Below are 23,813 nucleotides of genomic sequence, written 5' to 3' on the forward strand. Positions count from 1 at the left end.
CCCGGATCCAGCCATTTGCGCGCTTTGAAAACATGGATGGTCCGGTCGGAGCGGGAATCCCGGCGGATGTCGGTCTGTTTCCGATGTGGCGGGCGTTCTTCATGGATGTCGGAGGCTTGGCCTACTGTCGGAAGGGCGCCGTGGCGCACGCCGGGCAGGCGCACGCGGACGCACGTGTCTCATCGATCTGAACAGGACGGACGAGCATGCAAGCAGTATTCGAAGGACGAGTCGTCGCGAACGCCGATGACGCCGATGTGGTGCTCATCGAGGGCAACAGGTACTTCCCGCCGACGGCCGTCACCGAGGGCGTGCTGCAGGAGAGCCCCACGCCGTACACCTGTCCGTGGAAGGGCGAGTGCCAGTACTACTCGCTCCGCGTGAACGAGCAGGACCACAAGGATCTGGCCTGGGCGTATCCGCACCCCTACCCGACGGCCATCGAACGGGTCGGCGTCGACTTCTCCGGCTACGTCGCGTTCGACCGCAAGGTCGAGATCCGCGCGGGCGACGTGCCCCAGGAGGGGGCGCTCCCCTGAGGGGCGGGACCGCGATGATCGAATTCCGCTCCGTCACGAAGACGTTCCCGGACGGCACCCGCGCCGTCGACGACTTCAGTCTGGTCATCCCCGCCCGGCAGACGACCGTGCTGGTCGGCTCGTCGGGATCCGGCAAGACCACACTGCTGCGCATGATCAACCGCATGGTCGAGCCCAGCTCGGGCGCCGTCGAGATCGACGGCGAGAGCGTCCTCGAGGGCGACCCCGTCGCCCTGCGCCGCCGCATCGGCTACGTGATGCAGAACTCCGGACTCCTGCCGCACTTCAGCGTGATCGACAACGTCGCCACGGTGCTGCGCCTGAACGGCGTCGCCCGGCGTGAGGCGCACGTCCGCGCGCGCGAGCTGCTCGACACGGTCGGCCTCGACCAGGCGCTCGCCGACCGCTATCCCAGCCAGCTCTCCGGTGGACAGCAGCAGCGCGTCGGCGTGGCCCGCGGGCTCGCCGCGGATCCGAACATCCTGCTGATGGACGAGCCGTTCGGCGCCGTCGACCCGATCGTGCGCACCGAGCTGCAGCAGGAGCTGCTGCGCCTGCAGCGCGAACTGGGCAAGACCGTGGTGTTCGTCACGCACGACATCGACGAGGCGATGCTGCTCGGCGACCGGATCGTGATCCTCGGCAAGAGCGCCCGCATCGTGCAGCAGGGCACGCCGGACGAGATCCTCGCCGCGCCCGCCGACGACTTCGTCGCCGCGTTCATCGGCGCCGACCGCGGACGCCGCGCGCTGCACCTGCGGGAGACCCCGCACGGCACCGTGGTCGTCGACGCCGACGGGCGCGCCCAGGGGACGCTCGTGCAGTCGCCGGCCGATCTCCTCGATGCGCATCCGCCGCAGTCCGCGGACGAGGTCGGCTGACATGACCTGGATCATCGACAACCTCGGGCTCATCGCGAGCCTCGCCGCCGTGCATCTGCAGCAGAGCCTCATCGCTCTCGTGCTCGGGGTCGTCGTTTCCGTGCCGCTGGGGTGGATCGCCTGGCGGTACCGGTTGGTGCGCGGCCCCGTGATCGTGCTCACCGGCCTGCTCTACACGATCCCCTCCCTCGCGCTGCTCATCCTGCTGCCGGCGCTGCTCGGCTACTCCGCCATCAGCCCCACCAACCTCATCGTGGCGCTGACCATCTACAACGTGGCGATCCTCGTGCGCGCAGTCGCCGACGGGCTCGACTCGGTCGATGCCGATGTGCGTCGCGCCGCGATCGCCATGGGCTACGGATCCGGACGCCGGTTCTGGACCGTCGACATGCCGCTCGCCGGACCGGTGATCCTCGCCGGCGTGCGCGTCGCCGCCGTCTCGACGATCGCCCTCGCCACGGTCGGCATCCTGGTCGGCGTGCAGAACCTCGGCTACCTCTTCACGAATGGACTCGACCGCCGCCTCATCGAGGAGGTGTTTGCCGGAGTGATCGCGGTGATCCTGCTCGCGCTCGTGATCGACGCCCTGCTGGTCGTGCTCGGCCGCGTGCTGATGCCGTGGCAGCGCAGCACCCGGCGACGTACGCGCAGCGGCCGGCCCGCCGTCGTGACCGGAGGTGCCGCATGAACCTCTTCGGCGATGCGATCCGGTGGCTGCTCGACCCCGAGCAGTGGACCGGCTCCTATGCGCTGCCGGTGCTGCTCGGCCAGCACCTGCTCTACACGGTCGTGTCGGTGCTCGTCGCGAGCCTGATCGCCGTGCCGGCCGGCTGGCTGATCGGGCACACCGGCCGTGGACGCGAGGTCGCCGTGGCGATCTCGGGCGCCGCGCGTGCGATCCCCTCGTTCGGACTGCTGATCCTGCTCGTGCTGCTGTTCGGCGTGCTGCAGGTGCCAGCGGCCGCGCTGGTGACGCTCGTGCTGCTCGCGATCCCGTCGCTGCTCGCCGGTGCGTACACCGGGATCGAGGCGATCGAGCCCCGGGTGATCGACGCGGCGAAGGCGATGGGGATGACGCCGTGGCAGGTGTTCTGGAAGGTCGAGTTCCCGCTCGGTCTGCCCCTGCTGGTCGGCGGCCTGCGCGCGGCGACGCTGCAGGTGATCGCGACCGTGACGATCGCGGCCTGGGTGAACCTCGGCGGCCTCGGTTACCCGATCATCCAGGGCATCCCCCTCGGCCGCTTCGACCAGGTGCTCGCGGGGGCTCTCCTCGTCGCGGCGCTCGCCCTGATCGCCGACCTGCTGTTCGCGATCGCGCAGCGCGCCGCTGTCCCGGCCGGTGTGCGTGCGGCCGGCGGTCGCTCCGAAGACGAACCCCACGCCCGCGGGCGCTCCCTGAGCCTGTCGAAGGCCGCCGCACGCACCTGACCTGCACCGACTCCCCCACCGAAGAGAGGCACACCATGTTCACCGCTCGCATCACCCGCATCGCCGCTGCAGCGACGGCCGCGGCCGCCGTCGCGCTCGCGCTCAGCGCCTGCAGCTCCAGCAACCCGCTCGACAAGCCGACCGCGACGAGCGGATCCGGCTCCTCCGACACGGTCGTGATCGGATCCCAGGCGTACTACTCGAACGAGATCATCGCCGAGATCTATGCGCAGGCCCTCGAGAAGGACGGCGTGAAGGTCGACCGCAAGTTCAACATCGGCCAGCGCGACGCCTACATGCCCGACGTCAAGTCCGGCGCGATCAACCTGTTCCCCGAGTACACCGGCAATCTGCTCGAGTACCTGGGCGGCAAGGCCGACACGAACAGCCCCGATGACGTGTACGCCGCGCTGAAGAAGGCCCTGCCGTCGGGCCTCACCGTGCTCGACTACGCGAAGGCCGCCGATCAGGATACCTACACGGTCACCAAGGCGAACGCCGATAAGTACAGCCTCGAATCGATCGCCGACCTCTCGAAGGTGCCCGCGCCCGTCACGGTGGGCGCCGCGCCCGAGTTCGAGAAGCGCCCGTACGGCCCCGCAGCCGCGAAGACCCTGTACGGCGTCGACCTGGCGTTCTCGGCCACCGGCCAGACCACGCTCGAGGCGCTGAAGGCCGGCACCGTGCAGGTCGCCGACATCTACTCCGCCGACCCGGCGTTCGCCAGCGGTGACCTGGTCGCGCTGAAGGATCCGAAGAACCTCATCCTTCCGTCGAACGTCGTGCCGATCGTGAGTGCGAACGTCGCCGACAAGGTGTCGAAGGCGATCAACGCGGTGAGCGCGAAGCTATCGACCGAGGAGCTCGTCAAGCTCAACGTGCAGAGCACGGCCGACAAGAAGCAGCCGGCAGACATCGCCAAGGCCTGGCTCAAGGAGCAGGGCCTGAGCTGACGCGGGGTGGGGCGGGACGGGACGGACTTCGTCCCGTCCCTGGCTCTGTTCAACTCTGCAGGACGATTGCAACTCCGCAGGACGATTCATGAAGAAACGTCCTGCGGAGTTGCCGTTCTCCTGGATTGCCGGAGCCGGGCCGGATCGGACGGCTCAGACCGTCGGACTCAGGTGCCGCGCGAAGAACCGCGCCGCGTCTTCGCCGGCATGCGCCGGGACACCGGTGTGCCCGCCGAGATTGGCCTGCAGGGTCTTCTCGGCGGATCCGAACGCGTCGAACACATCGAGCGACCGCTGTCGGTCGTTGCCTTCGTCGTCCCACTGCAGCAGCACGTGCAGCGGGATGGTGACCTGACGGGCCTCGTCAAACATGGCGCGCGGCACGTAGCTGCCGGCGAACAGGCCGGCGGCCACGATGCGCGGTTCGACCACGGCGAGCCGGATCCCGATCGCGAGCACGCCGCCCGAATAGGCGACGGGGCCGCCGATCTCGGGCAGCGCTAGCACCGCGTCGAGCGCCGCCTGCCATTCGGGCACCGTGCGCTCGACCAGCGGCAGCACCAGCCGGTCGATGACGTCCTCGCTGGGGCGTTCGCCGGCGTCGAGGGCCCGCATCAGGTCGGCGCGGGCGCTCTCGAGCTCGGGCAAGGCCGGACGCGTGCCGTTGCCGGGCATCTCGAGAGTGACCGACGCGAAACCCAGCTCGGCGGACGAGCGTGCCCGGCCCTCCAGGCGAGGGCGCATCCGGGCGAGCCCTGGCCCGCTCGGATGGCCGAGCAGGATCAGCGGGGCAGGATGCTCCGCGGAGGCGGATTCCGGCAACCAGAGGATGCCGTCGATCCCGTCGAGGGTGAAGTCGCGCTCGATGATGCCGTCGCGATGCGGTTCGGAGGCGAGGCGCCTCTCGGAGGTGAAGGTGAGTTCAGGGGTGATGTTCATGGTCGTGCCTTTCGGGAGTGCGCATATACGGCGCTCCCGGGCGACCTATCGCCCGACCGTGACCCCGAGGAGGAGCACCCACGTCGATTCGTTCATGGGTATCACCTCCTGTTCTCGTGCCAGCACGGCGTAGGCGACAGTAGCATCTCCGCCGGAGTCAGTCGAGGGCGCTCATCACGTGCTTGATGCGCGTGTAGTCGTCGAAGCCGTACTGCGACAGGTCCTTGCCGTAGCCGGAGTGCTTGAAGCCGCCGTGCGGCATGTCCGACACGAACGGGATGTGCGTGTTGATCCACACGCAGCCGAAGTCCAGATCCCGCGAGAATCGCATCGAGCGGGCGTGGTCGGTGGTCCACACTGAGGACGCCAGGGCGAACGGCACGTCGTTGGCGTACGCCAGCGCCTCGTCGTCGTCCTCGAAGGACTGCACGGTCAGCACCGGCCCGAAGATCTCGCTCTGCACGGCCTCGTCGTCCTGGCGCATGCCCGAGACGATCGTCGGCTCGAAGAAGTAGCCGACGTCGCCCTGCCGCTTGCCTCCGGTCTCGATCGTCGCGTGCGCCGGCAGGCGATCCACGAAGCCCTGCACCTGGGCCAGCTGCGCCGCGCTCGAGAGCGGGCCGAAGAACACGCCCTCCTCGTGCGGTGCGCCGGTGCGTGCGTGCGTGCGCACCCTCTCGACGAGCGCCTTCACCAGTTCGTCGTGCACCGAGGCGTGCACGATCACGCGGGTGGCCGCGGTGCAGTCCTGGCCGGCGTTGAAGAAGGCGCCGGTGACGATGCCCTCCGCGGCCTTGGCGATCGACGCGTCCGGGAACACGATCGCCGGAGCCTTGCCGCCGAGTTCGAGGTGCACGCGCTTCACATCAGCCGCGGCCGACTCGGCCACCGCCATGCCGGCCCGCACGGATCCGGTGATCGCGACCATCTGCGGCGTCTTGTGGGCGACCAGGGCGGCACCCGTGCTGCGATCGCCGAGCACGACGTTGAGCGTGCCCGCTGGCGTGTGCTCGGCGACGATCTCGGCGAGCAGGAGCGTGGTGAGCGGGGTGGACTCGGCGGGCTTTAGCACCACGGTGTTGCCGGCGGCCAGAGCAGGCGCGATCTTCCACACGGCCATGTTCAGCGGGTAGTTCCACGGGGTGACCTGCCCGATCACACCGATCGGCTCGCGGCGCACGTAGGAGGTGTGCCCCGCCATGTACTCCCCGGCGGCCCTGCCTTCGAGGCTGCGCGCGGCGCCCGCGAAGAAGCGCAGCTGGTCGACGGACTGGTCGATCTCGTCGGCCACGAGGTTCGGGCGGGGCTTGCCGGTGTCCTGCGACTCCAGGTCGGCGAACTCCTCCGCGCGGGCGGCCATCGCGTCCGCGATCCGGAACAGTGCGAGCTGGCGGGCGGCCGGGGTGGTGTCGCGCCAGACCGGGAAGGCGGCGGCCGCGGCGGCGTAGGCGGCGTCGACGTCGCTCTGGTCCGAGATCGGCGCCTGACCGTACACCTGCTCGGTGACGGGGTCGATCAGGTCCATGCGGCCCTCGCCGTGGGCGGCCACGGAGCGCCCGCCGATGAAGTTCTGCAACAGTGCTGTTTCAGACAGTGTGCTCTGCATGCTGATCAGGATAGGTGAGAACCAACGAAATCGGAAGAAATCTGCAACAGATTCTGCGAAATCAGTTGCAGAGCGTCGTTCAGAGTGTCAAGATCATCACATGAGCGACAAGCCGAAGGTGCCGGTACTGGACGACGTGTCGAAGCGGATCATCGAGCTGCTGCAGGAGGACGGTCGTCGGCCCTACGCCGAGATCGGACGAGCCGTGGGTCTTAGTGAAGCAGCTGTGCGCCAGCGCGTGCAGCGGCTCACCGACAGCGGCGTGGTGCAGATCGTCGCGGTGACCGATCCGCGCCAACTCGGATTCTCCCGCATGGCCATGCTCGGCATCCGCGTCGATGGGGATCCGCGTGTCGCCGCGGAGGCCATTGCGAATATTCCCGAGATCGCATATGTCAATGTGACCCTCGGATCCTTCGACATCCTGGCCGAGGCCATCTGCGAGAGCGACGAGGATCTGCTGGCATTGATCGCGACGCGGATCCGCACCATCGAGGGCGTCTCGCACACCGAGTGCTTCCTCTACGCGGGGCTCCACAAGGACCTCTACAACTGGGGAACGCGCTGATCCGCTGAGCCCCTCGCTCTCCCCGACCCGGCCGCATCGCGGCTCCGGGGCGCCCCGTCGCGCCCTGAGAACCACCTCTCCACCCCTTCCACCTCCGGACAAGGAATCAGTCATGGGAACGACCGTCTTCGAACGACGGCAGCCGAGCGCATCGGTCATCGAGCGCTCTCTCGAGAACACGGTGCACGGCGCCTTCTGGCTCGACGACGTCGAACGCCCCGCCTACCCGCAGCTCACGGGTGAGGTCCGCGCCGACCTCGCGATCGTGGGCGGTGGCTATGCCGGCCTGTGGACCGCGATCCGCGCCAAGGAACGCGACCCGCAGCGCACGGTGGTGCTGCTCGAGGCGAACCGTGTGGGCTGGGCCGCATCCGGCCGCAACGGCGGGTTCTGTGAGGCGAGCCTCACGCACGGCGAGGAGAACGGCCTGAACCGCTGGCCCGAGGAGATGGAGCAGCTCGAGCGCCTCGGCCTGGAGAACCTCGACGGCATCCAGGACGCGGTCGAGCGCTACGGGATGGACGTGGACTGGGAGCGCACGGGCCAGATGGCCGTGGCGGTCGAGCCGCACCAGATCGAGTGGATGGAGGGGGACGACTTCCTCGACCAGGCCGCCGTGCAGGCCGAGGTCGCCTCGCCGACGTACCTGGCCGGATCCTGGAACCGTGAGGGCTGTGCGATGGTGCACCCCGCGAAGCTCGCCTTCGAGCTCGCCCGTGTGGCCACCGAGCTCGGCGTGCAGATCTTCGAGCGCACACGAGTCACAGAGCTCAGCGGCAAGGGTGTGCAGACGGTCGCGGCCGAGAGCGGCTCCGTCGTCGCCGACCAGGTCGCCCTCGCCACGAACGTGTTCCCATCGTTGCTCAAGCGCAACCGGCTGATGACCGTGCCGGTCTACGACTACGCGCTGATGACCGAGCCGCTCACCGCGGAGCAGTACGACGCGATCGGCTGGAAGAACCGCCAGGGTCTCGCCGACAGTGCGAACCAGTTCCACTACTACCGCCTGAGCGCCGACAACCGGATCCTGTTCGGCGGCTACGACGCCGTCTACCACTTCGGCGGCAAGGTGCGCGAGGAGTACGAGGAGCGCCCGGAGAGCTTCCGCAAGCTCGCCTCGCATTTCTTCACGACGTTCCCGCAGCTCGAGGGGCTGCAGTTCACGCACCGCTGGGCCGGTGCGATCGACTCGTGCAGCCGGTTCTGCGCGTTCTTCGGCACCGCGCGTGGCGGACGCGTCGCCTACGCCACCGGCTTCACCGGGCTCGGCGTCGGCGCGACCCGGTTCGCGGCGGATGTGATGCTCGACGAGCTCGCGGGGCTGACCACCGAGCGCACGCAGCTGGAGATGGTGCGCACCAAGCCCATTCCGTTCCCGCCGGAGCCGGCGGCCTCGATCGGCGTGAACCTGGTGCGCGCGGCGATGAACCAGGCCGACCACAACAACGGCAAGCGCAACCTGTTCCTGAAGACGCTGGACGCGGTCGGCATGGGGTTCGACTCATGACCGCGTTGCCCGCCGCGGGGCCTGCTTCGGTCCCTGAGCCTGTCGAAGGGTCCGGAACACGCCTGCCCGCCGCGGGGCACGCGGTGACCGACGCCGACCTGGGCCTCGCGCACGCGCCGCTGCCCGCGGACGAGGTCGTGGCCGGCTCTCCCACGACGGCGATGGCCGTGCTGGACGACACCGGCGACCGCGAGATCGGCATCTGGGAGATGACGCCGGGCACGGCGCGCGACACCGAGGCGGACGAGCTGTTCGTTGTGCTCTCGGGCCGGGCGACGATCGTGTTCGAGGATCCGTCGCTGCGGGATCTCGAGGTCGGTCCCGGATCCGTGGTGCGCCTCGCCGAGGGCATGCGGACGACCTGGACCGTGACCGAGACCCTGCGCAAGGTCTACATCGCCTGAGCCTTCCCGGAGGCCTTTCCGGCTGGCGGATCCGGGAATACAATCAGCGCGGGGAACTCATTCGCGCGCCCAAGCGGCGCGGCGTTGTGCTGGGCCGACGCGAGGATGACAACACCCCGGAGCTGGGGCTCATCATGTTCGAGAAACTCATGGCGACGGCCGTCCTTCCGGCGACGGACCTCGATCGCGCCAAGGGGTGGTGGCACGACGTGCTCGACCGGGATCCGGTCGACGTCGATGTCGAGTCGGGGAACGTGTTCTACGACGTCGGCGGCACCGTGGTGCTGGTGTACCTCACCAGCTTCGCGGGCACGGCGAAGAACACCGCGCTCAACCTCGTGACCGACGACATCGACCGCGACGTGGCGGCGCTGCGCGCCCGAGGAGTCGAATTCCACGAGTACGACTTCCCCGGGCTGAAGACCGTCGACGGCATCGCGGAACTGGGAGACGAGCGGGCCGCGTGGTTCAGCGACAGCGAGGAGAACATCATCGCGCTCGGCCAGCCCTCGCCCGAGATGGTGGAGCGCGTGATGGGCGGGGCGCACGCGGCCGGGTGAGCCACGGATCCGGATCCCGGACTCTCGCTGACGCTCGCTGGTCGCGAATTGCCGTCATTCCGCTGTCATGGCGGCAATTCGCGACCAGTGAACGGACGCGCCGGGCGGATCCGGGCGCCGGAAGTCGTGCGCCCAGGACTCCCGCCGCGCAGCGCCTCTCGCCGTCGCTTCGTCAGCGCCCCTGCGCGAGCAGTGCCAGGTGCAGGGCCGACAGCGTTTCGCCGTCGTCGAGATCGGCGCCGAGCAGGTCCGCGATGAGGGTGAGGCGCTGGTAGAACACCGAGCGGGACAGGTGCGAGGCGGTCGCCGCCGCGGTGCGGTTGCCGGGGTGGGCGACCACGGCGCGCAGCACGCGGAGCAGGTCGCCGTCCGTGGCGTCGTCGTGGCGGACCAGCGGAGCGAGCAGGCGCGCGCTGTGCTCCTGGATCCGGTGGTCGCCGCTGAGCTCGGCGGCCAGGCGCGCGAGGGGCCGGTCGGCGACGCGCAGCACGGCACCGGGTTCCGCCTGACGGGCCAGGCGCCGCACGACGGGGATCGCCGCGAGCAGCTCCCCGGTCGTCGAGGCGGGATCGCTGATGGCGCCGGTCCCGAGGTCGTCGAGGAGCGGATCCGGCAGGCGCGTGCCGGCCAGCGAGACGAGCAGGATCCGCTCCGAGCCGATGTCCGCGGACAGCGTGCGGGCGTCCCCGGATCCGGGTCGCGTCGGATCCGTGACGATCTGCACAGCGTGCGACGATCCGCGCGCGTCATCGCCCGTTCCGTGTGCAGATCGTCTCATCGTGTGCAGATCGTCACGCACCGCGGATCCGGGCGCTCCGGTGCGTGCCCGCGCGGCTCCGGGTTGTCCGTCGCCGCCCGCCGCGGACACGGCGACGTACAGCGTGCGACCGTGCAGAGGGAAACCCGACGCCTCCAGGCGTGCTTCGATGTCGGCGACCGACACATAGCGCTCGCCGAGGAGCGCCGCGATCAGCCCCTCCGCGCGCAACCGGGCCCAGGCGCCCTCGCCGTCCGCCAGACGTGACAGCGCCAGCGCCGTGGCCGCCTGCTCGAGCACCGTCGCGGGCCCGGCGGGGTGCGGCGGACCGGGCAACGCGACCAGCTCGCCCCACTGCGTGCCGCGGGCGGCCACCGGCACGCGCGTCCACTCCGGCGGAAGCCGACGCGACCGCCCCGTCCAGCCGGCCAGCACCTCCGCTTCGGCGAGGTCGAACGGGTCGGCGACCACGACCTCGTGCGCGAGATCCTCCAGCACCACGGGCGCGCGCAGCGCTCGCGCGGTCTCCCGCACGACCACCTCGACCGGCGCCCCGCGCAGACTGAGCCCGGTGAACAGCTCGTGCAGTCGCTGCCGCTCCTGCAGCGCCCCGACCTGCCCCGCGATGATCCGGCGGTGCACCTCCTCGGTGACCGCGACGAACTTCACCTCGCGCTCCAACGACACGAGCGCCAGGTCACGGGCGCGGCACGCCGCCACGAGCGGCGGGGGCACCACGGCGAACCGCGTGCCGAGCTCCAGCACGATTCCGGCGAGGCCCGCATCGGCCAGCTCGTCGACGAGCCGAGCGAGGGCGTCGGCGGCGCCGGGCCAGCCGGCGCCCGTCGTCAGGAGCAGCTCGCCGCCGTCCAGCAGCGCCGCGACCCGGTCGCTGTCGGACACGTGCACCCAGCGCACCGGCACGTCGACGGATCCGGCCAGCAGCTCGGGGATTCCGGCCTGCAGCGAGGCGACCTCGAGGGCGTCGGCGACCGTCGGGAGCCCGGGGTCGCGGTCCGTCGAGAATCGGTCCGGACGATCTGTCCGATCGGCGGCGAAGTCCAGACGATCTGCGGGCACGGATCCATCCTCCCCTTTGCCACCATGGGAGAGCAAGCCCGCGGGTGCGTCCGATCAGAGTGTCCGGATCCGCGATCCCGCACCATCGAAACCCACAACCCGAGGAGCATCGCGTGACCGTGATCCGCCACTTCATCGACGGAGCCGACACCGGCGAGACCGAGCGCACCGGCCCGGTGTACAACCCCGCGACCGGCGAGGCGCACCGCACCGTCGCGTTCGCGAGCGTCGGCGAGGTCGAGCAGGCCATCGCCGCGGCGAAGGCCGCGCTGCCGGCCTGGCGGGCGACGAGCCTCATCAAGCGCGCCGACGTGTTCTTCCGCCTGCGCCAGATCCTCGCCGAGCGGACGCCGGAGCTCGCTGCGATCGTCACGAGCGAGCACGGCAAGGTGCTCTCCGACGCGGCCGGCGAGGTCTCCCGCGGCATCGAGAACGTCGAGTTCGCCGCCGGTCTCGTGCACCTGCTCAAGGGCGAGCGCGCCGAGCAGGTCGCGCGTGGCGTGGACGTGCACTCGGTCAAGCAGCCGGTCGGCGTGGTCGCCTGCATCACCCCGTTCAACTTCCCCGTGATGGTGCCGCTGTGGATGGTCGCCTCCGCGATCGCGTGCGGCAACACCGTTGTGCTCAAGCCCAGCGAGAAGGACCCGTCCGCGGCGATCTGGCTCGCGAAGGCCTTCCAGGAGGCCGGGCTCCCGGACGGCGTGCTGAACGTCGTCAACGGCGACAAGGTCGCGGTCGACACCCTGCTCGACTCGCCCGATGTCAAGGCCGTGAGCTTCGTCGGATCCACCCCGATCGCGAAGTCGATCTACGAGCGCGCCTCGGCGAACGGCAAGCGCGTCCAGGCCCTCGGCGGCGCCAAGAACCACATGGTCGTCATGCCCGACGCCGACATCGACGGCGCCGCAGCGGCGGCGGTCTCGGCCGCCTACGGCTCGGCCGGCGAGCGCTGCATGGCCGTCTCGGTGCTGGTCGCCGTGGGCGAGGTCGCGGATCCGCTGATCGCGTCGATCACCGAGAAGGTGCAGAACCTGCGCATCGGAGACGGCACCGACGCCGCGAGCGAGATGGGGCCGCTGATCACCCGCGAGCACCGGGACCGCGTCGAGTCGTACGTGACCGGCGCCGAGGCGGAGGGCGCCACCGTCGTGCTCGACGGCACGAAGCGCGTCGCCGCGGGCGAGCGTCTCGACGAGAACGGCTTCTTCACCGGCATCAGCCTCATCGACGGCGTGAAGCCCGGCATGAAGCTCTACGAGGACGAGATCTTCGGCCCCGTGCTCGGCGTGGTGCGCGTCGACAACTACGCGGAGGCCGTGGAGCTCATCAACGCCCACCAGTTCGGCAACGGCGTCGCGATCTTCACCCGCGACGGCGGCACCGCCCGCCAGTTCGAGTTCGACATCGAGGTCGGCATGGTCGGCATCAACGTGCCGATCCCGGTGCCGGTCGGCGCGTTCTCGTTCGGTGGCTGGAAGGCCTCCCTGTTCGGCGACTCGCACATCTACGGCCCCGAGTCGATCCACTTCTACACGCGCTCCAAGGTCGTCACCACGCGCTGGCCCGACCACACCCCGGCGCAGGTCGACCTCGGCTTCCCGAGCAACCACTGAGTCCTGAGAACCACTGACGCGGAAAAGGATCCGAGATCATGACCGTCACCACCGAAGCCGCGGCCCTCACCGACCGGCACGGCGTCGTGCACGCCCTCCCGGCGCCCGAGGCCGAGGCGCAGGTGCGCGCCGACGACCGCGCGCACGTCTTCCATTCCTGGAGCGCGCAGGCGCTCATCGACCCGGTGCCCGTCGCCGCGGGCGAGGGATCCACGTTCTGGGACTACCAGGGCAACGCCTACCTCGATTTCTCCAGCCAGCTGGTGAACCTCAACCTGGGTCACCAGCAGCCGGATCTGGTCGCGGCGATCCAGCAGCAGGCCGGCCGTCTCGCGACGATCCAGCCGTCGCTCGCGAACGACGTGCGCGGCGAGCTGGCGCGGCTCATCGCCGAGGTCGCCCCCGAAGGTATGGAGAAGGTCTTCTTCACCAACGGCGGCGCCGACGCGAACGAGTACGCGGTGCGCATGGCGCGCACCGTGACCGGGCGACGCAAGGTGCTGTCGATGTACCGCAGCTACCACGGCTCCACGGCGACGGCGATCTCGATGACCGGCGACCCGCGGCGCTGGGCGAACGACACCGTCGACAACGGCACCGTGCGCTTCTTCGGCCCGTACCTGTACCGCTCGGCGTTCCACTCGTCGACGCTCGCTGAGGAGTCGCAGCGCGCGCTCGAGCACCTCGAGCAGACCATCCAGCTCGAGGGTCCGAACACCATCGCGGCGATCATCATCGAGACCGTCGTCGGCACCAACGGCGTGCTGGTGCCGCCGCCGGGCTACCTGCAGGGCGTGCGCGAGCTGTGCGATCGCTACGGCATCGTCTACATCGCGGATGAGGTCATGGTCGGCTTCGGCCGCCTCGGCGAGTGGTTCGGCATCGACGCCTTCGACGCCAAGCCCGACCTCATCACCTTCGCCAAGGGCGTGAACTCCGGCTACGTCCCGCTCGGCGGCGTCGTGATCTCCGACCGAATCGCCTCGGCGTTCGACACCGTCCCGTTCGCGGGCGGCCTCACGTACTCGGGGCACCCGCTCGCGTGCGCCGCGGGCGTCGCGACATTCGAGGTGTTCCGCCGCGACGGGATCCTGGAGCGCGTGCGCGATCTCGGATCCCGCATCGTGGAGCCGACGCTGCGCTCCTGGGCCGAGAAGCACCCGAGCGTCGGCGAGGTGCGCGGCCAGGGCCTGTTCTGGGCCGTGGAACTCGTGCGCTCGAAGGAGACCCGCGAGCCGCTCGTGCCGTTCAACGCGGCAGGTTCCGACGCCGCCCCGATGGGCGCGTTCGTGGCCGCGGCGAAGAAGGGCGGCGTCTGGCCGTTCGTGCACTTCAACCGCACGCACATCGCGCCGCCGCTCGTGATCACCGAGGACGAGCTGGTGCGCGGCCTCGGCGTGCTGGACGAGGCGCTCGACGTCGCGGACTCTTACACCGACTGAGCCCCGGCGGGCGCCTGCGCGGGCCGACCGGGTCCGCGTTCGCCGAGCCTGTCGCAGCACGGATCCCGTCCCCTGTCCGGGGGCGGGATCCGCCGCGTCGGGGGCGCTGCGTTTCGGGGCCGGTCGCGGTCTGCGCCGTCGCTCAGACCGCGACCGGATCCGGCATCGCGGCACGGTCGACGCGCCAGCCGTCGTCGATGCGCCGCACGGTCGAGACCGATAGGTTCTCGGGGCCGATCGTGAGGTGCGAGAGGTCGGCGCCGAGACCGTGCAGCAGGGTCAGGATCGTGATGCCGCTGGTCACCACGAGCACCTCGGATCCGGCACTCGCGACATCGTGCAGCGCCTCGGTCGCGCGCCGGGCGACGTCGGCGGGGGACTCGGCGAGCGGATCCTCCGCGGCGAGGGCGTCGAGCGTCGCGAAGAACGGATTGTCGGCCGCCACGTGCGCCTGCATGAGCCGGACGAACTTGCGTGCGCGCACGGCCTCGAGCCGGCCGAAGCACAGCTCGCGCCAGCGCGGATCCGACGTCGGCTGCAGGTCGGATCCGGCGGCGCCGAGCAGGCGCGCGGCGGTCTCGCGATGCCGGATGCCGTCGCCCGAGAAGGCGGCGTCGAACGTGATTCCGGCGGCCGCGAAGTCGCGGCCGCGTTCGGTGGCCTGATCCTGGCCGAGGGCGGTGAGCGGCGCATCGGACCAGCCCTGCATCCGCTCCGCCGCGTTCAGCATGCTCTGCCCGTGCCGCACCACCCAGATCCGCGTCATGGTTCCAGCCTAGGAGAGCGGTGTGGCGGTGCGTCTCCGCTCAGGTCGCAATATCTGCTGCCCCAGGGGGTGTTTCGGAGCAGAAAGTGCGACCGGAGCGGAGAGGGACGAGCGCGTCGGGCTCGCAGGCCGCTTCAGGGCGGGTCGTTTCAAAGGGCGGGTCGCTTCAAAGGGCAGGCCACCACGCCGGATCCGTCCACAGTCCGAGCTCCTGCTCGAGCGCCGCGCCGACCCGGAACACCGTGGCATCGTCGAAAGTGCGCCCGACGATCTGCACGCCCGTGGGGACGCCGTTCGGAGCGATGCCCGACGGCACGGCCAGCACCGGCACGCGGCCGATGACGTTGAACGGCAGGGTCATCAGCTGCGCGAACACGGCGTCGCTGTCGGTGCAGGGCTCGTCGGCGGCCAGGCCCGTGGTGGCGATCGTGGGGCAGACGAGCACGTCGTAGTCCTGCATCAGCTCCCCGAACGGACGGTAGAACGCCGACTCCGCCTCGAGCCCGGTCACGAAGTCGCCGCTGTTCGCCGCGGCCGCCGCGAACGCCCGCGTGTACGGCATCAGCTGCGCCGAGCGCTCGGGGTCGCCGTCGGCGATGGACTCGATGAACGGCCCCATCACGGCGCCGAAGTGCGGCCAGCTGGTCTCGAGGGTGCGCTGCGGACCCCAGGGCAGCTCGACCTGCTCGACCACGGCGCCCGCGGCGCGGAGTGCGGTGACGACGCCGAGGGTGTTCGCGACGACAGACGGATCCACCGCGTAGCCGCCCAGGTCGAGGCAGACGGCGATGCGCATGCCCGCGAGCGACGAGACCTCGCCGGACACCGTCACGACCTCGCGCAGTGACGCCGCGTCGCCCGCCCAGGGCCCGGAGATGACGTTCTGCAGCAGCGCGACGTCGGCGACGCTGCGCCCCATCGGACCGTCTGCGCAGTACGTGTCGGAGTTGAACGGGGCAAGACCCGGCACGCGCGCGAACGGGGGCTTGAACCCGACGACGCCACAGAACGAGGAGGGGATCCGGATCGATCCGCCGATGTCGGATCCGGTCGCGAGGATGGTGGATCCGGCGGCGAGCACCGCACCGGATCCGCCCGAGGATCCGCCCGGGGAGTATGCGGTGTTCCACGGGTTGCGGGTCACGCCCCAGAGCGCCGTGTGGGTGACGGGGGCGCAGCAGTACTCAGGCGTGGTCGTGCGACCGTGCACCACGGCGCCGGCGGCGAGGATCCGGTCCACGATCGGGTGGGTCTCGGTGGCGACGTGCCCGCGCTCGAGCAGGCTGCCCTCCTCAGCGGTGCGGCCGGCGATCGGCTGCTCCTCCTTGAGCATGAGCGGAATGCCCTCGAGTGGCCGGGTGGCCCCGCCGTCCGCGAACCGCTGCTCCGAGTCGAGGGCGGCGGTGCGGGCCTCGTCGAGCCACTGCTCGGTGACGGCGTTGATGGCCGGCTCGGTCGCCGCCGTGCGCGCGATGACCGCGTCGAGCAGCTCGACGGGGGAGAGCTCGCGACGGCGGAACCGTGCGGCTGCCTCGGTGGCGGTGAGGTGGTGCAGTTCCATGGGGCTTCCTTGTCTCAAGGGGTTCTCGTTCTGGGTCCTCGGATCCGGATCCCCGTGTTCAGGTCGCACTATCTGCTCTTCCTGGGGATGTTTTGGAGCAGAAAGTGCGACCTGAGCGGAGGTGGATCCCGGCGTTGGCCGGATCGGATCCGGCCGGGACCGATCCGGCCAACGCCGGGACTGATCAGGCGGAGGCCGGCCGGTCGTGGTCAGGCCGGGACCGGCACCGAGTCCAGCAGCAGGCGGGTGTACTCGTGCTGCGGATTCGTCAGGATCTCGGTCGTCGCACCGCGCTCCACGATCTCGCCGCGGCGCATCACCAGGGTCTGCTCGCACACCCGGCGAACGACGGCCAGATCGTGGCTGATGAACAGCAGCGTCAGCCCCTGGCGGCGCCGGATGTCGGCGACGAGGTCGAGCACCTGCGCCTGCACCGAGACGTCCAGGGCGCTGGTGGCCTCGTCCATCACGAGCAGATCGGGCTCGACGGCCAGCGCGCGGGCGATCGCGACGCGCTGGCGCTGCCCGCCGGACAGCGTCTTGGGGCGTGCGACCGCGTGCTCTTCGCTCAGGCCGACCGCCGTCAGCAGCTCCCGGGCGCGATCCGCCGCGGCCGCCTTGTCGAGTCCCGCGTGCAGGCGCAGCACGTCGCCGACCGCCTGGCCGGCGGGGATGCGCGGATCCAATGACAGGTACGGATCCTGGAACACCATCTGCACGCTCTTCGCCCGCGCGAGTCGTGCCTCGCGCCCCGACGCATGTCCCGCGATCTCACGCCCGCCGATCCGGATCATTCCCGTATCGGCCTGCTCCAGGCCGACGATCATGCGCGCGAGCGTCGACTTGCCGGATCCTGACTCGCCCACGACAGCGAGCGCACCGCCGACCGGGATCTCGAGGGTGGCATCCGCGACGGCGTGCACCTCGCCGCGACCGCGCACCTTGTACGTCTTCGAGACGTCGGCGACCTCGACCATGGCAGAGACTGAGCCGGCCGAGCCCACGGCGCTGTCCGACCCGGTCAGTCGCGGCGTCGCCGCGACCAGGCGGCGGGTGTACTCGGCCTGCGGAGCGCGCAGCACGTCGAGGGCGGGACCCTCCTCGATCACGGCGCCGTCCTTCATGACGACCAGCCGGTCGCACAGGGATCCGGCGAGGTTGAGGTCGTGCGTGATGAACAGCATGCCCATGCCGCGTTCGGCGCAGAGTTCGCGGAGCACCTGCACGATCTCCGCCTGCGTGGTCACGTCGAGCGCCGTGGTGGGCTCGTCGCACACCAGCAGGCGCGGCGACGTGGTCAGGGCGCCCGCGATCATGACGCGCTGCAGCATGCCGCCGCTCAGCTCATGCGGGTGCTGGTCCAGGTGCTCCGTTGGCGAGGGCAGCCGCACGTCGGCGAGCAGCTCGGCGGCACGGGTCCTCGCACGCGACCGGCTCCAGCTCTCGTTCAGCCGCAGCGCTTCGGTGAGGTGGTCGCCGATCGTGCGCATCGGGTTGATCCCCGCGCGCGGATCCTGGAACACCATCGCCGCATCCGCGCGACGGATCGCCCGGAGCGTCGCCGGCGCGAGGGGCGAGCGGCCGTCGACCGTGACGGTGCCGCCGATCTCGGCCCGCTCGGGCGTGAGGCCGAGCACGGTGCGCGCGGTGAGCGACTTCCCGGATCCGGATTCGCCGACGAGGCCCACGGTCTCGCCGGGAGCGACGGACAGTGTGATCCCGTGCAGCAGGCGGGTGCCGTTCGGCAGATCGAGCGTGAGGTCGCGGATGTCCAGCAGAGCGGAAGCGGAGTGCGCCGCGGCCGTGTCGAGAAGTGCGGCGGTCATGCGGGGATCTCCCCTCCGATGCGGTCGGAGAGATCCTCGCCGACGATGTTGACGGCCACGACCACGAGCACCACCACGATGGCGGGCGCGATGGCGGGCAGGAACTGGCCCGCGGCGATGCCGGACTGGGCCTCGTTGATCATGGCGCCCCAGTCGGCGGTCGGCGCCTGCACGCCGAGCCCGAGGAAGGACAGGCCGGCGAGCTCGGCGAGCACGTAGCCGAAGTTCAGCGTCGACTGCGCGCCCACGATCGGGGCGATGTTCGGCAGCACGCGGCGCAGCGCGATCCACGCCCCACCGAAGCCCTGCACGCGATACGCGGCGACGTACGGGCGGGTGCGCTCGGCGGCCACGAGCGAGCGGGTCAGCCGCGCCACGAACGGCGCGTACGAGATGCTCATCGCGATGACCGGGGCGACCAGGCCCTTGCCGAACAGGGCGACGGCCATCATCGCGATGAGCAGCGACGGGAAGGCGAACAGCACGTCGAAGACACGGCCCAGGACGGCGTCGATCCAGCCGCCCCGCCACCCGGCGACCAGGCCCAGCAGGATGCCCAGCACGGTGGAGAAGACGACGACCAGCAGCGGGCCGAGGAGGGCCGTGCGACCGCCCCAGATGATGCGGCTGAGCAGGTCGCGGCCGAGGCTGTCCGTGCCGAGCCAGTGCGCGGGGGACGGCGCCGCGTAGAACGCGGTGAAGTCGACGGCGTCCGGGTCGTACGGGGCGACCCACGGGGCGAGGATCGCGGTCAGGGTGACCACGGCGAGGATCACCATGCTGGTGATCACGATGCCGCGGCCGCGCATCCTCTTCGGCATGCGCAGCACGCGCACGGCCAGGGTGGGGGCTGAAGAGGTCATCGGGCACCAGCTCCTGCGGCGGATCGCGGGTCGATCCAGGGTTCGAGGATGTCGATGATCGCGTTCACGACGACGAAGGCCGTGACCACGAGCAGGACGATCGCCTGCACGACGGGGAAGTCGAGGCGGTCGACCGAGCCGACCAGGAGCGAGCCGATCCCGGCGAGGCCGAAGGCCTGCTCGACGATGGAGCTCGCGACGATGAGGCCGGCCACGAGCACGCCGGACACGGTGAGGATCGGGCCCAGCGCATTGCGCAGCACGTGCCGGCGGACCACGGCGAGGCGGGTGATGCCGCGCGAGGTGGCGACCTCGACGTGTTCGCGGTTCAACTGCTCGACCATGGCCGAGCGGGTGACCTTGCCGACGAGCACGATGAACACGATCGCGAGCGCGATCGACGGCAGCACGAGGTGGTAGACCATGTCCCAGAATCCGGATCCGGATCCGAATGAGGGGAACCAGCCCAGCTGCACCGAGAAGATCGCGATCAGCACGATGGATCCGACGAACGAGGGGATCGCGCCCAGCACGGTGAGCGAGATGAGGATCCCGCGGTCGGCGGCCCGGCCCTTGTTCAGGGCGGCGATCGTGCCGCCGACGAGCCCTGTAATGGCGATGATCGTGCCGGCCATCACGACGAGCATGAGGGTGACCGGGAGGCGGTCGCCGAGCACGGCCGTGACGTCCTGGCGGAACTGCAGGGAGCGGCCGAAGTCGCCGTGCAGCACGCCGGCGATCCAGCGCACGTACTGCTCCCAGGGGGGCAGGTTCAGCCCGTACTGCGCGGTGACGTCGGCGATCGCCTCGGGCGACGGCTTGCGGCCGCGCAGGAGGAAGCGGATCGGGTCGCCGGGCACGAGGAACCGGGAGAAGAAGACGAGGAGCGAGGCGAGGAAGAGGGTGAGCAGCAGCCCGCCCAGCTTTCCCGCGACGCGGCGGAGAGTGCTCATGGCGTCACCTGTGGGTCTCGGCCGACCCCGGAGCGACGCGGGTGCGCGTCGCTCCGGAAGCACGGCTCATCGGGTGGGGGTGGACAGATCAGCGCTTGCCGATCTGGGCCGCCCACGGGTAGTAGAGGAACGCCATCGACGGGTCGAGGCCCGTGATGCGCTTGCCGAGGAACAGCGGCAGCGGGCCCGTCGCGAGCGGCAGCCAGGGCAGCTCCTCGTTCGCGATCTGCTGGGCCTTGGCGGTCAGCACGCTGCGCGCGGCCGGATCCATCGTGCCGACGGCCTCGTTGACGGTCTTGTCGAACTCGGGGTTGCTCCAGCCGCCGTAGTTGCTGAAGTCGCCGGTGCGCAGCACGCCGTACATCTCCAGGGCGTCCGGGCTGGAGAGGTACCAGACCGTGTAGAACAGGTCGACGCCCTCGCGTGCGCTCGGGTCGCTGAACAGTGCGGTGTACTGCGCGGGGCTGACGGTCTTGATGGTCAGCTTCAGGCCGATCGACTGTGCGGCCGCCATGGTCGCCTGCGAGACCACGGAGAAGTCGTTGCCGATCGGTGCGGTGACGTAGACGAGCTCCTTGCCGGTCGCGCCGGCCTCCTCGACGAGCTTCTTCGCGGCCGCGACGTCCTGCTTGTAGTGCGTGATGTCATCGAAGGCGGTCTTCTTCGCCGCATCGGTGGCCGTGCCCCACACCAGCTTCGTGGTCAGCACATCGCTGATCTCGCCGATGCCCTGCGACGCGCCCTTGAGGATGCCGGGGCGGTCGAGCGCCATCATGAGCGCCTTGCGCACGCGCTTGTCGCCGAGCGGACCGCCCAGGTTGCTGATCACGAGGTTGCTCGTCGCCGAGGACGGTGCGTACAGCACGTCGCCCTTGCCGGAGGCCTGCAGCTGCGGGGCGGATTCCATCGGGATCTGCCAGGATCCGTCGACGCTGCCCGACTTCATGGCGTTCACGCGCGCGGTGGCGTCGGGGATGATCGCGAACGTCATCTTCGCCGCCTTCGCGCGCAGATCCTTGTCCCAGTAGCCGTCGTAGCGCTCGAGCGAGAGCGACTCGCCCGACTTCCACTGCGTCAGGGAGAACGGACCGGTGCAGTTCACGCCGCCGGTCGAGTTTCCGTAGTCCTTGCCCTTGGCGGCCAGGGTCGCCGCCGACTCGATCACGCCGGCGGATCCGCCCATGCCCTGGTTGAACTGGGAGTCGGGGATCTTGGTCTTGACCGTGACCTCCATAGGGCCGGTCTGGGTGATCGATTCGACGTTCTGGTAGACCGAGAACCAGGCGGATCCCACGGACGGGTCCATGATCCGCTGCATCGAGGCGACGGCGTCCGCCGCGGTCAGCGGGGTTCCGTCGTGGAACGTCACGCCGTCGCGGATCTCGTAGACCCAGGTGAGCGGGTCGGGGTTGCTGAAGCTCTTCGCGAGTCCCGGGCTCAGGCTGTAGTCGGGGTTCAGGCGCAGCAGTGACTCGCACACGTTGGCGAGCACCTGGTTGTCCGGGTAGTCGAACGCGTACGCGTAGTCGAGCGTCGCGGGCTCGGCATACAGCGCGAACGAGAACGAGTCGATGTCACCGGTCGGCTTCGCGGTGGTGGTGGTCAGCTTCCAGTCGGCGCCGGCGGATCCGGTCGACGTGCCGCCCGCGCTGCCGGAGCAGGCGGTCAGCGAGGTGGCGGCTATCAGGACCGCGGCCCCCAGCACCGCGGCGGAGCGGTGACGGGCGGCGACGCGGGAGAGGCGGTTTCGGGTCATGACAGCTCTCCTTCGAGCTCGGTGCGGGAGGTGTTCTCGGTGCGTGTCTCGGCGATGGCGAGGGCGGTCTCGGCGGCGTGCAGCAGACGGCCGTCGATCCAGGTCTGGGTGACGCGGCTGGTGTGGATCTCGTCGGCGGGAACGTCGAACGGAGACGGATCCAGCACGACGAGGTCGGCGCGGTAGCCCGGCTTGATGCTGCCGGTGTCGTGGTCACGGTGGTTCACGTACGCGGTGCCGGAGGTGTAGGCGGCCATCGCGGTCGCCAGGTCGAGGCGCTGGTGCGCGCCGCCCAGGGGCTCCCGGTCGGATCCCGGGGTGGTCCGGTTGACGGCGATGTGGATCGCCTCGATCGGAGCGGCGCTCGAGACCGGCCAGTCGCTGCCGGCCGCGAGCCGCACGCCCGCCCGCACGAAGTCGCCGAACGGGTACTGACGTGCTTCCTGTCCTTCCTGAAGGAACGGCAGGGTGAGCTGGTCCAGCTGGTCCTCGTGGGTGGCCCACAGCGCCTGGATGTTCGCGATCGCGTCGAGTTCGGCGAAGCGCGGCACGTCCTCCTCCGCCACGATCTGCAGGTGCGCGAGGTGGTGGCGGCCGTCGGTCGGACCGTTCGCGTCGCGCGCCTGCTGCAGCGCGTCCAGCGCCTCGCGCACGGCGCGGTCGCCGAGCGCGTGCATGTGCACCTGCTGTCCGGCCGCGTCGAGCGCCGTGACGTACTCGCGCAGTCGCTCCGGGTCGATGAAGCTCAGCCCGTGGTTGTGAGTGTCGTGGCCGTGCGCGTCGCGGTAGGGCGTGAGCATCGCGGCAGTGTGGTTCTCGGCGACGCCGTCGACCATGATCTTGGTGGTGCCCACCTCGAGCCGCTCCGGGGATCCGAGGGCTGCGACGCGGTGGCGCTGCGCGACCATGTGCTCGACCTGCTCGATGCCGCCGTCGCGCTCCCACCACTGCGCGCCGGTGACGTGCACCTGCAGCGTCCCCTCGGCGAGGGCCTTCTCGTATGCGGGCAGAGGATCGGCGATGCCCGCACCGCCGCCGCCGACCATGGCGTCCTGCCAGCCGGTGATGCCGAGCGCGACGAGCTCTTCCTGGGCGCGGAGCAACCCGCGGTAGCGCAGGTCCTCACCGATCTCGGGCCGGACGGCGGCGAACAGATCTGCCGCGCCCTCGTGGAACGTGCCCGCGGGGTGGTCGTCGGCGTCGCGGATGACCACGCCGTCAGCGGGATCCGGCGTCTCGGCGGTGATGCCCGCGCGAGTGATCGCCTCAGTCGATGCCCACACGCTGTGGTGGTCGCGGCTGGACAGCAGCACCGGGCGGCCCGGGGCCGCGGCGTCGAGCAGCTCGCGCGGCGGGTTGCCGCCGGGGAAGCAGTCCATCGACCAGCCGCCGCCGAGGATCCACTCCTCGTCGGGGTTGGCCTCGGCGTAGGCGCGGACGGCCGCGACGGCCTCGTCGGCGCTCTCGGTGCCGGTGAGGTCGCACTGCAGCAGCTCGACGCCGCCGCCGACCGCGTGGATGTGGGCGTCCTGGAAGCCGGGGCTCAGCAGGGCGCCGCGCAGGTCGATGAGCTCGACGGTTCCGGAGGGCTCCGCGCCCAGGACGGCGGCGAGCTCGGACTCGGACACGATGCGCTCGACGCGCTCGTCGCGCACGATGACGGCCTGGCCGAGCAGGGGGGATCCGGATCCGGTGAACACCGATCCGCCGTGGAAGACGCGCGTCGTCATCATCCGCCTTTCGTCGTTGAAGCAAGGGGGGGTTGAACCCGCAGGGCGGCGGGATCGCGATAACGCTAGCCAGCGTCAAGA

General features: G+C 70.4%; 21 protein-coding genes. 11 read left to right on the forward strand and 10 right to left on the reverse strand.

Translation table 11 applies throughout. The annotated features are described in order from the left end of the window. Positions 1 to 206: 206 nt before the first annotated feature. The 5 genes from ACTJI8_RS07815 to ACTJI8_RS07835 are packed head-to-tail and all read left to right on the forward strand — an operon-like array spanning position 207 to position 3,801. Positions 207 to 539, forward strand: coding sequence for a DUF427 domain-containing protein (locus ACTJI8_RS07815; protein WP_440732854.1), 333 nt, complete (start codon positions 207 to 209; stop codon positions 537 to 539). Between the two features lie 14 nt (positions 540 to 553). Further along, positions 554 to 1,420, forward strand: coding sequence for an ABC transporter ATP-binding protein (locus ACTJI8_RS07820; protein WP_440732855.1), 867 nt, complete (start codon positions 554 to 556; stop codon positions 1,418 to 1,420). Position 1,421: 1 nt separating this feature from the next. Beyond that, a complete protein-coding gene (locus ACTJI8_RS07825; RefSeq protein WP_440732856.1) occupies positions 1,422 to 2,108 on the forward strand; it encodes an ABC transporter permease in 687 nt (228 codons plus the stop codon). Further along, complete coding sequence (locus tag ACTJI8_RS07830; RefSeq protein ID WP_440732857.1) at positions 2,105 to 2,848, forward strand: ABC transporter permease; 744 nt, start codon at positions 2,105 to 2,107, stop codon at positions 2,846 to 2,848. The genes ACTJI8_RS07825 and ACTJI8_RS07830 overlap by 4 nt, the downstream gene beginning before the upstream one ends. 35 nt (positions 2,849 to 2,883) lie before the next feature. Continuing rightward, positions 2,884 to 3,801, forward strand: a complete 918-nt coding sequence (locus ACTJI8_RS07835) for an ABC transporter substrate-binding protein (RefSeq protein WP_440732858.1) — start codon at positions 2,884 to 2,886, stop codon at positions 3,799 to 3,801. 153 nt (positions 3,802 to 3,954) lie between these two features. Here the strand turns inward: ACTJI8_RS07835 and ACTJI8_RS07840 are convergent, their stop codons facing one another. Both ACTJI8_RS07840 and ACTJI8_RS07845 read right to left on the reverse strand, forming a co-directional pair. Continuing rightward, on the reverse strand, positions 3,955 to 4,740 hold the full coding sequence (locus tag ACTJI8_RS07840) for an alpha/beta hydrolase (protein ID WP_440732859.1): 786 nt from the start codon (positions 4,738 to 4,740) through the stop codon (positions 3,955 to 3,957). A gap of 157 nt (positions 4,741 to 4,897) precedes the next feature. After that, a complete protein-coding gene (locus tag ACTJI8_RS07845; protein ID WP_440732860.1) occupies positions 4,898 to 6,346 on the reverse strand; it encodes an aminobutyraldehyde dehydrogenase in 1,449 nt (482 codons plus the stop codon). Between the two features lie 100 nt (positions 6,347 to 6,446). On the opposite strand from ACTJI8_RS07845, the gene ACTJI8_RS07850 reads away from it, so the two are divergent. The 4 genes from ACTJI8_RS07850 (at position 6,447) to ACTJI8_RS07865 (ending at position 9,385) form a co-directional block, all read left to right on the forward strand. After that, on the forward strand, positions 6,447 to 6,914 hold the full coding sequence (locus tag ACTJI8_RS07850) for an Lrp/AsnC family transcriptional regulator (RefSeq protein ID WP_440732861.1): 468 nt from the start codon (positions 6,447 to 6,449) through the stop codon (positions 6,912 to 6,914). Between the two features lie 112 nt (positions 6,915 to 7,026). Continuing rightward, on the forward strand, positions 7,027 to 8,421 hold the full coding sequence (locus ACTJI8_RS07855) for an NAD(P)/FAD-dependent oxidoreductase (RefSeq protein WP_440732862.1): 1,395 nt from the start codon (positions 7,027 to 7,029) through the stop codon (positions 8,419 to 8,421). Continuing rightward, positions 8,418 to 8,825: a cupin domain-containing protein gene (locus tag ACTJI8_RS07860; RefSeq protein ID WP_440732863.1), complete on the forward strand. Its 408-nt coding sequence runs from the start codon at positions 8,418 to 8,420 to the stop codon at positions 8,823 to 8,825. The genes ACTJI8_RS07855 and ACTJI8_RS07860 overlap by 4 nt, the downstream gene beginning before the upstream one ends. Before the next feature lie 86 nt (positions 8,826 to 8,911). Then, entirely contained in the window at positions 8,912 to 9,385 is a 474-nt protein-coding gene (locus tag ACTJI8_RS07865) for a VOC family protein (protein WP_440732864.1), read from the forward strand. 172 nt (positions 9,386 to 9,557) lie between these two features. On the opposite strand, the gene ACTJI8_RS07870 is transcribed toward ACTJI8_RS07865, so the two are convergent. Then, positions 9,558 to 11,222: a PucR family transcriptional regulator ligand-binding domain-containing protein gene (locus ACTJI8_RS07870; RefSeq protein WP_440732865.1), complete on the reverse strand. Its 1,665-nt coding sequence runs from the start codon at positions 11,220 to 11,222 to the stop codon at positions 9,558 to 9,560. Between the two features lie 113 nt (positions 11,223 to 11,335). Here ACTJI8_RS07870 and ACTJI8_RS07875 point away from each other — a divergent pair, with 113 nt between their 5' ends. Together ACTJI8_RS07875 and ACTJI8_RS07880 are read left to right on the forward strand one after the other, a co-directional pair. Further along, positions 11,336 to 12,835 carry a CoA-acylating methylmalonate-semialdehyde dehydrogenase gene (locus tag ACTJI8_RS07875; RefSeq protein WP_440732866.1) on the forward strand — a complete coding sequence of 500 codons (1,500 nt, stop codon included), beginning with the start codon at positions 11,336 to 11,338 and terminating at the stop codon, positions 12,833 to 12,835. 38 nt (positions 12,836 to 12,873) lie between these two features. Beyond that, entirely contained in the window at positions 12,874 to 14,277 is a 1,404-nt protein-coding gene (locus tag ACTJI8_RS07880) for an aspartate aminotransferase family protein (RefSeq protein WP_440732867.1), read from the forward strand. A 142-nt stretch (positions 14,278 to 14,419) separates the two neighbouring features. Here the strand turns inward: ACTJI8_RS07880 and ACTJI8_RS07885 are convergent, their stop codons facing one another. The 7 genes from ACTJI8_RS07885 to ACTJI8_RS07915 form a co-directional block, all read right to left on the reverse strand. Next, the gene (locus tag ACTJI8_RS07885; RefSeq protein ID WP_440732868.1) at positions 14,420 to 15,043 is read right to left on the reverse strand and encodes a histidine phosphatase family protein; all 624 of its coding nucleotides are present in this window, start codon (positions 15,041 to 15,043) and stop codon (positions 14,420 to 14,422) included. Positions 15,044 to 15,209: 166 nt separating this feature from the next. Further along, positions 15,210 to 16,604 (reverse strand): amidase, encoded by a 1,395-nt coding sequence (locus ACTJI8_RS07890; RefSeq protein ID WP_440732869.1) that lies wholly within the window; start codon positions 16,602 to 16,604, stop codon positions 15,210 to 15,212. A gap of 209 nt (positions 16,605 to 16,813) precedes the next feature. Further along, positions 16,814 to 18,430, reverse strand: a complete 1,617-nt coding sequence (locus ACTJI8_RS07895) for a dipeptide ABC transporter ATP-binding protein (protein ID WP_440732870.1) — start codon at positions 18,428 to 18,430, stop codon at positions 16,814 to 16,816. Then, the gene (locus ACTJI8_RS07900; RefSeq protein WP_440732871.1) at positions 18,427 to 19,293 is read right to left on the reverse strand and encodes an ABC transporter permease; all 867 of its coding nucleotides are present in this window, start codon (positions 19,291 to 19,293) and stop codon (positions 18,427 to 18,429) included. Before ACTJI8_RS07900 ends, ACTJI8_RS07895 begins: the two co-directional genes overlap by 4 nt. After that, positions 19,290 to 20,246, reverse strand: a complete 957-nt coding sequence (locus ACTJI8_RS07905; RefSeq protein WP_440732872.1) for an ABC transporter permease — start codon at positions 20,244 to 20,246, stop codon at positions 19,290 to 19,292. Before ACTJI8_RS07905 ends, ACTJI8_RS07900 begins: the two co-directional genes overlap by 4 nt. An 88-nt stretch (positions 20,247 to 20,334) precedes the next feature. Further along, positions 20,335 to 22,002, reverse strand: a complete 1,668-nt coding sequence (locus tag ACTJI8_RS07910; RefSeq protein WP_440732873.1) for an ABC transporter substrate-binding protein — start codon at positions 22,000 to 22,002, stop codon at positions 20,335 to 20,337. Next, positions 21,999 to 23,735 carry an amidohydrolase gene (locus ACTJI8_RS07915; protein ID WP_440732874.1) on the reverse strand — a complete coding sequence of 579 codons (1,737 nt, stop codon included), beginning with the start codon at positions 23,733 to 23,735 and terminating at the stop codon, positions 21,999 to 22,001. Before ACTJI8_RS07915 ends, ACTJI8_RS07910 begins: the two co-directional genes overlap by 4 nt. Positions 23,736 to 23,813 lie beyond the last annotated feature (78 nt).

Origin of the sequence: Microbacterium sp. 22303 (genome assembly GCF_052045265.1) — a bacterium.
Lineage (GTDB): Bacteria > Actinomycetota > Actinomycetes > Actinomycetales > Microbacteriaceae > Microbacterium.

Excerpts from the sequence above, each read along its gene's own strand:
- ACTJI8_RS07845 (WP_440732860.1), bottom strand. The coding sequence starts at position 6,346 with ATGCAGAGCACACTGTCTGAAACAGCACTGTTGCAGAACTTCATCGGC.
- ACTJI8_RS07885 (WP_440732868.1), bottom strand. The coding sequence starts at position 15,043 with ATGACGCGGATCTGGGTGGTGCGGCACGGGCAGAGCATGCTGAACGCG.
- ACTJI8_RS07880 (WP_440732867.1), top strand. The coding sequence starts at position 12,874 with ATGACCGTCACCACCGAAGCCGCGGCCCTCACCGACCGGCACGGCGTC.
- ACTJI8_RS07910 (WP_440732873.1), bottom strand. The coding sequence starts at position 22,002 with ATGACCCGAAACCGCCTCTCCCGCGTCGCCGCCCGTCACCGCTCCGCC.
- ACTJI8_RS07825 (WP_440732856.1), top strand. The coding sequence starts at position 1,422 with ATGACCTGGATCATCGACAACCTCGGGCTCATCGCGAGCCTCGCCGCC.
- ACTJI8_RS07830 (WP_440732857.1), top strand. The coding sequence starts at position 2,105 with ATGAACCTCTTCGGCGATGCGATCCGGTGGCTGCTCGACCCCGAGCAG.
- ACTJI8_RS07895 (WP_440732870.1), bottom strand. The coding sequence starts at position 18,430 with ATGACCGCCGCACTTCTCGACACGGCCGCGGCGCACTCCGCTTCCGCT.
- ACTJI8_RS07905 (WP_440732872.1), bottom strand. The coding sequence starts at position 20,246 with ATGAGCACTCTCCGCCGCGTCGCGGGAAAGCTGGGCGGGCTGCTGCTC.
- ACTJI8_RS07900 (WP_440732871.1), bottom strand. The coding sequence starts at position 19,293 with ATGACCTCTTCAGCCCCCACCCTGGCCGTGCGCGTGCTGCGCATGCCG.
- ACTJI8_RS07850 (WP_440732861.1), top strand. The coding sequence starts at position 6,447 with ATGAGCGACAAGCCGAAGGTGCCGGTACTGGACGACGTGTCGAAGCGG.
- ACTJI8_RS07820 (WP_440732855.1), top strand. The coding sequence starts at position 554 with ATGATCGAATTCCGCTCCGTCACGAAGACGTTCCCGGACGGCACCCGC.
- ACTJI8_RS07815 (WP_440732854.1), top strand. The coding sequence starts at position 207 with ATGCAAGCAGTATTCGAAGGACGAGTCGTCGCGAACGCCGATGACGCC.
- ACTJI8_RS07860 (WP_440732863.1), top strand. The coding sequence starts at position 8,418 with ATGACCGCGTTGCCCGCCGCGGGGCCTGCTTCGGTCCCTGAGCCTGTC.
- ACTJI8_RS07840 (WP_440732859.1), bottom strand. The coding sequence starts at position 4,740 with ATGAACATCACCCCTGAACTCACCTTCACCTCCGAGAGGCGCCTCGCC.
- ACTJI8_RS07835 (WP_440732858.1), top strand. The coding sequence starts at position 2,884 with ATGTTCACCGCTCGCATCACCCGCATCGCCGCTGCAGCGACGGCCGCG.
- ACTJI8_RS07890 (WP_440732869.1), bottom strand. The coding sequence starts at position 16,604 with ATGGAACTGCACCACCTCACCGCCACCGAGGCAGCCGCACGGTTCCGC.
- ACTJI8_RS07915 (WP_440732874.1), bottom strand. The coding sequence starts at position 23,735 with ATGATGACGACGCGCGTCTTCCACGGCGGATCGGTGTTCACCGGATCC.
- ACTJI8_RS07855 (WP_440732862.1), top strand. The coding sequence starts at position 7,027 with ATGGGAACGACCGTCTTCGAACGACGGCAGCCGAGCGCATCGGTCATC.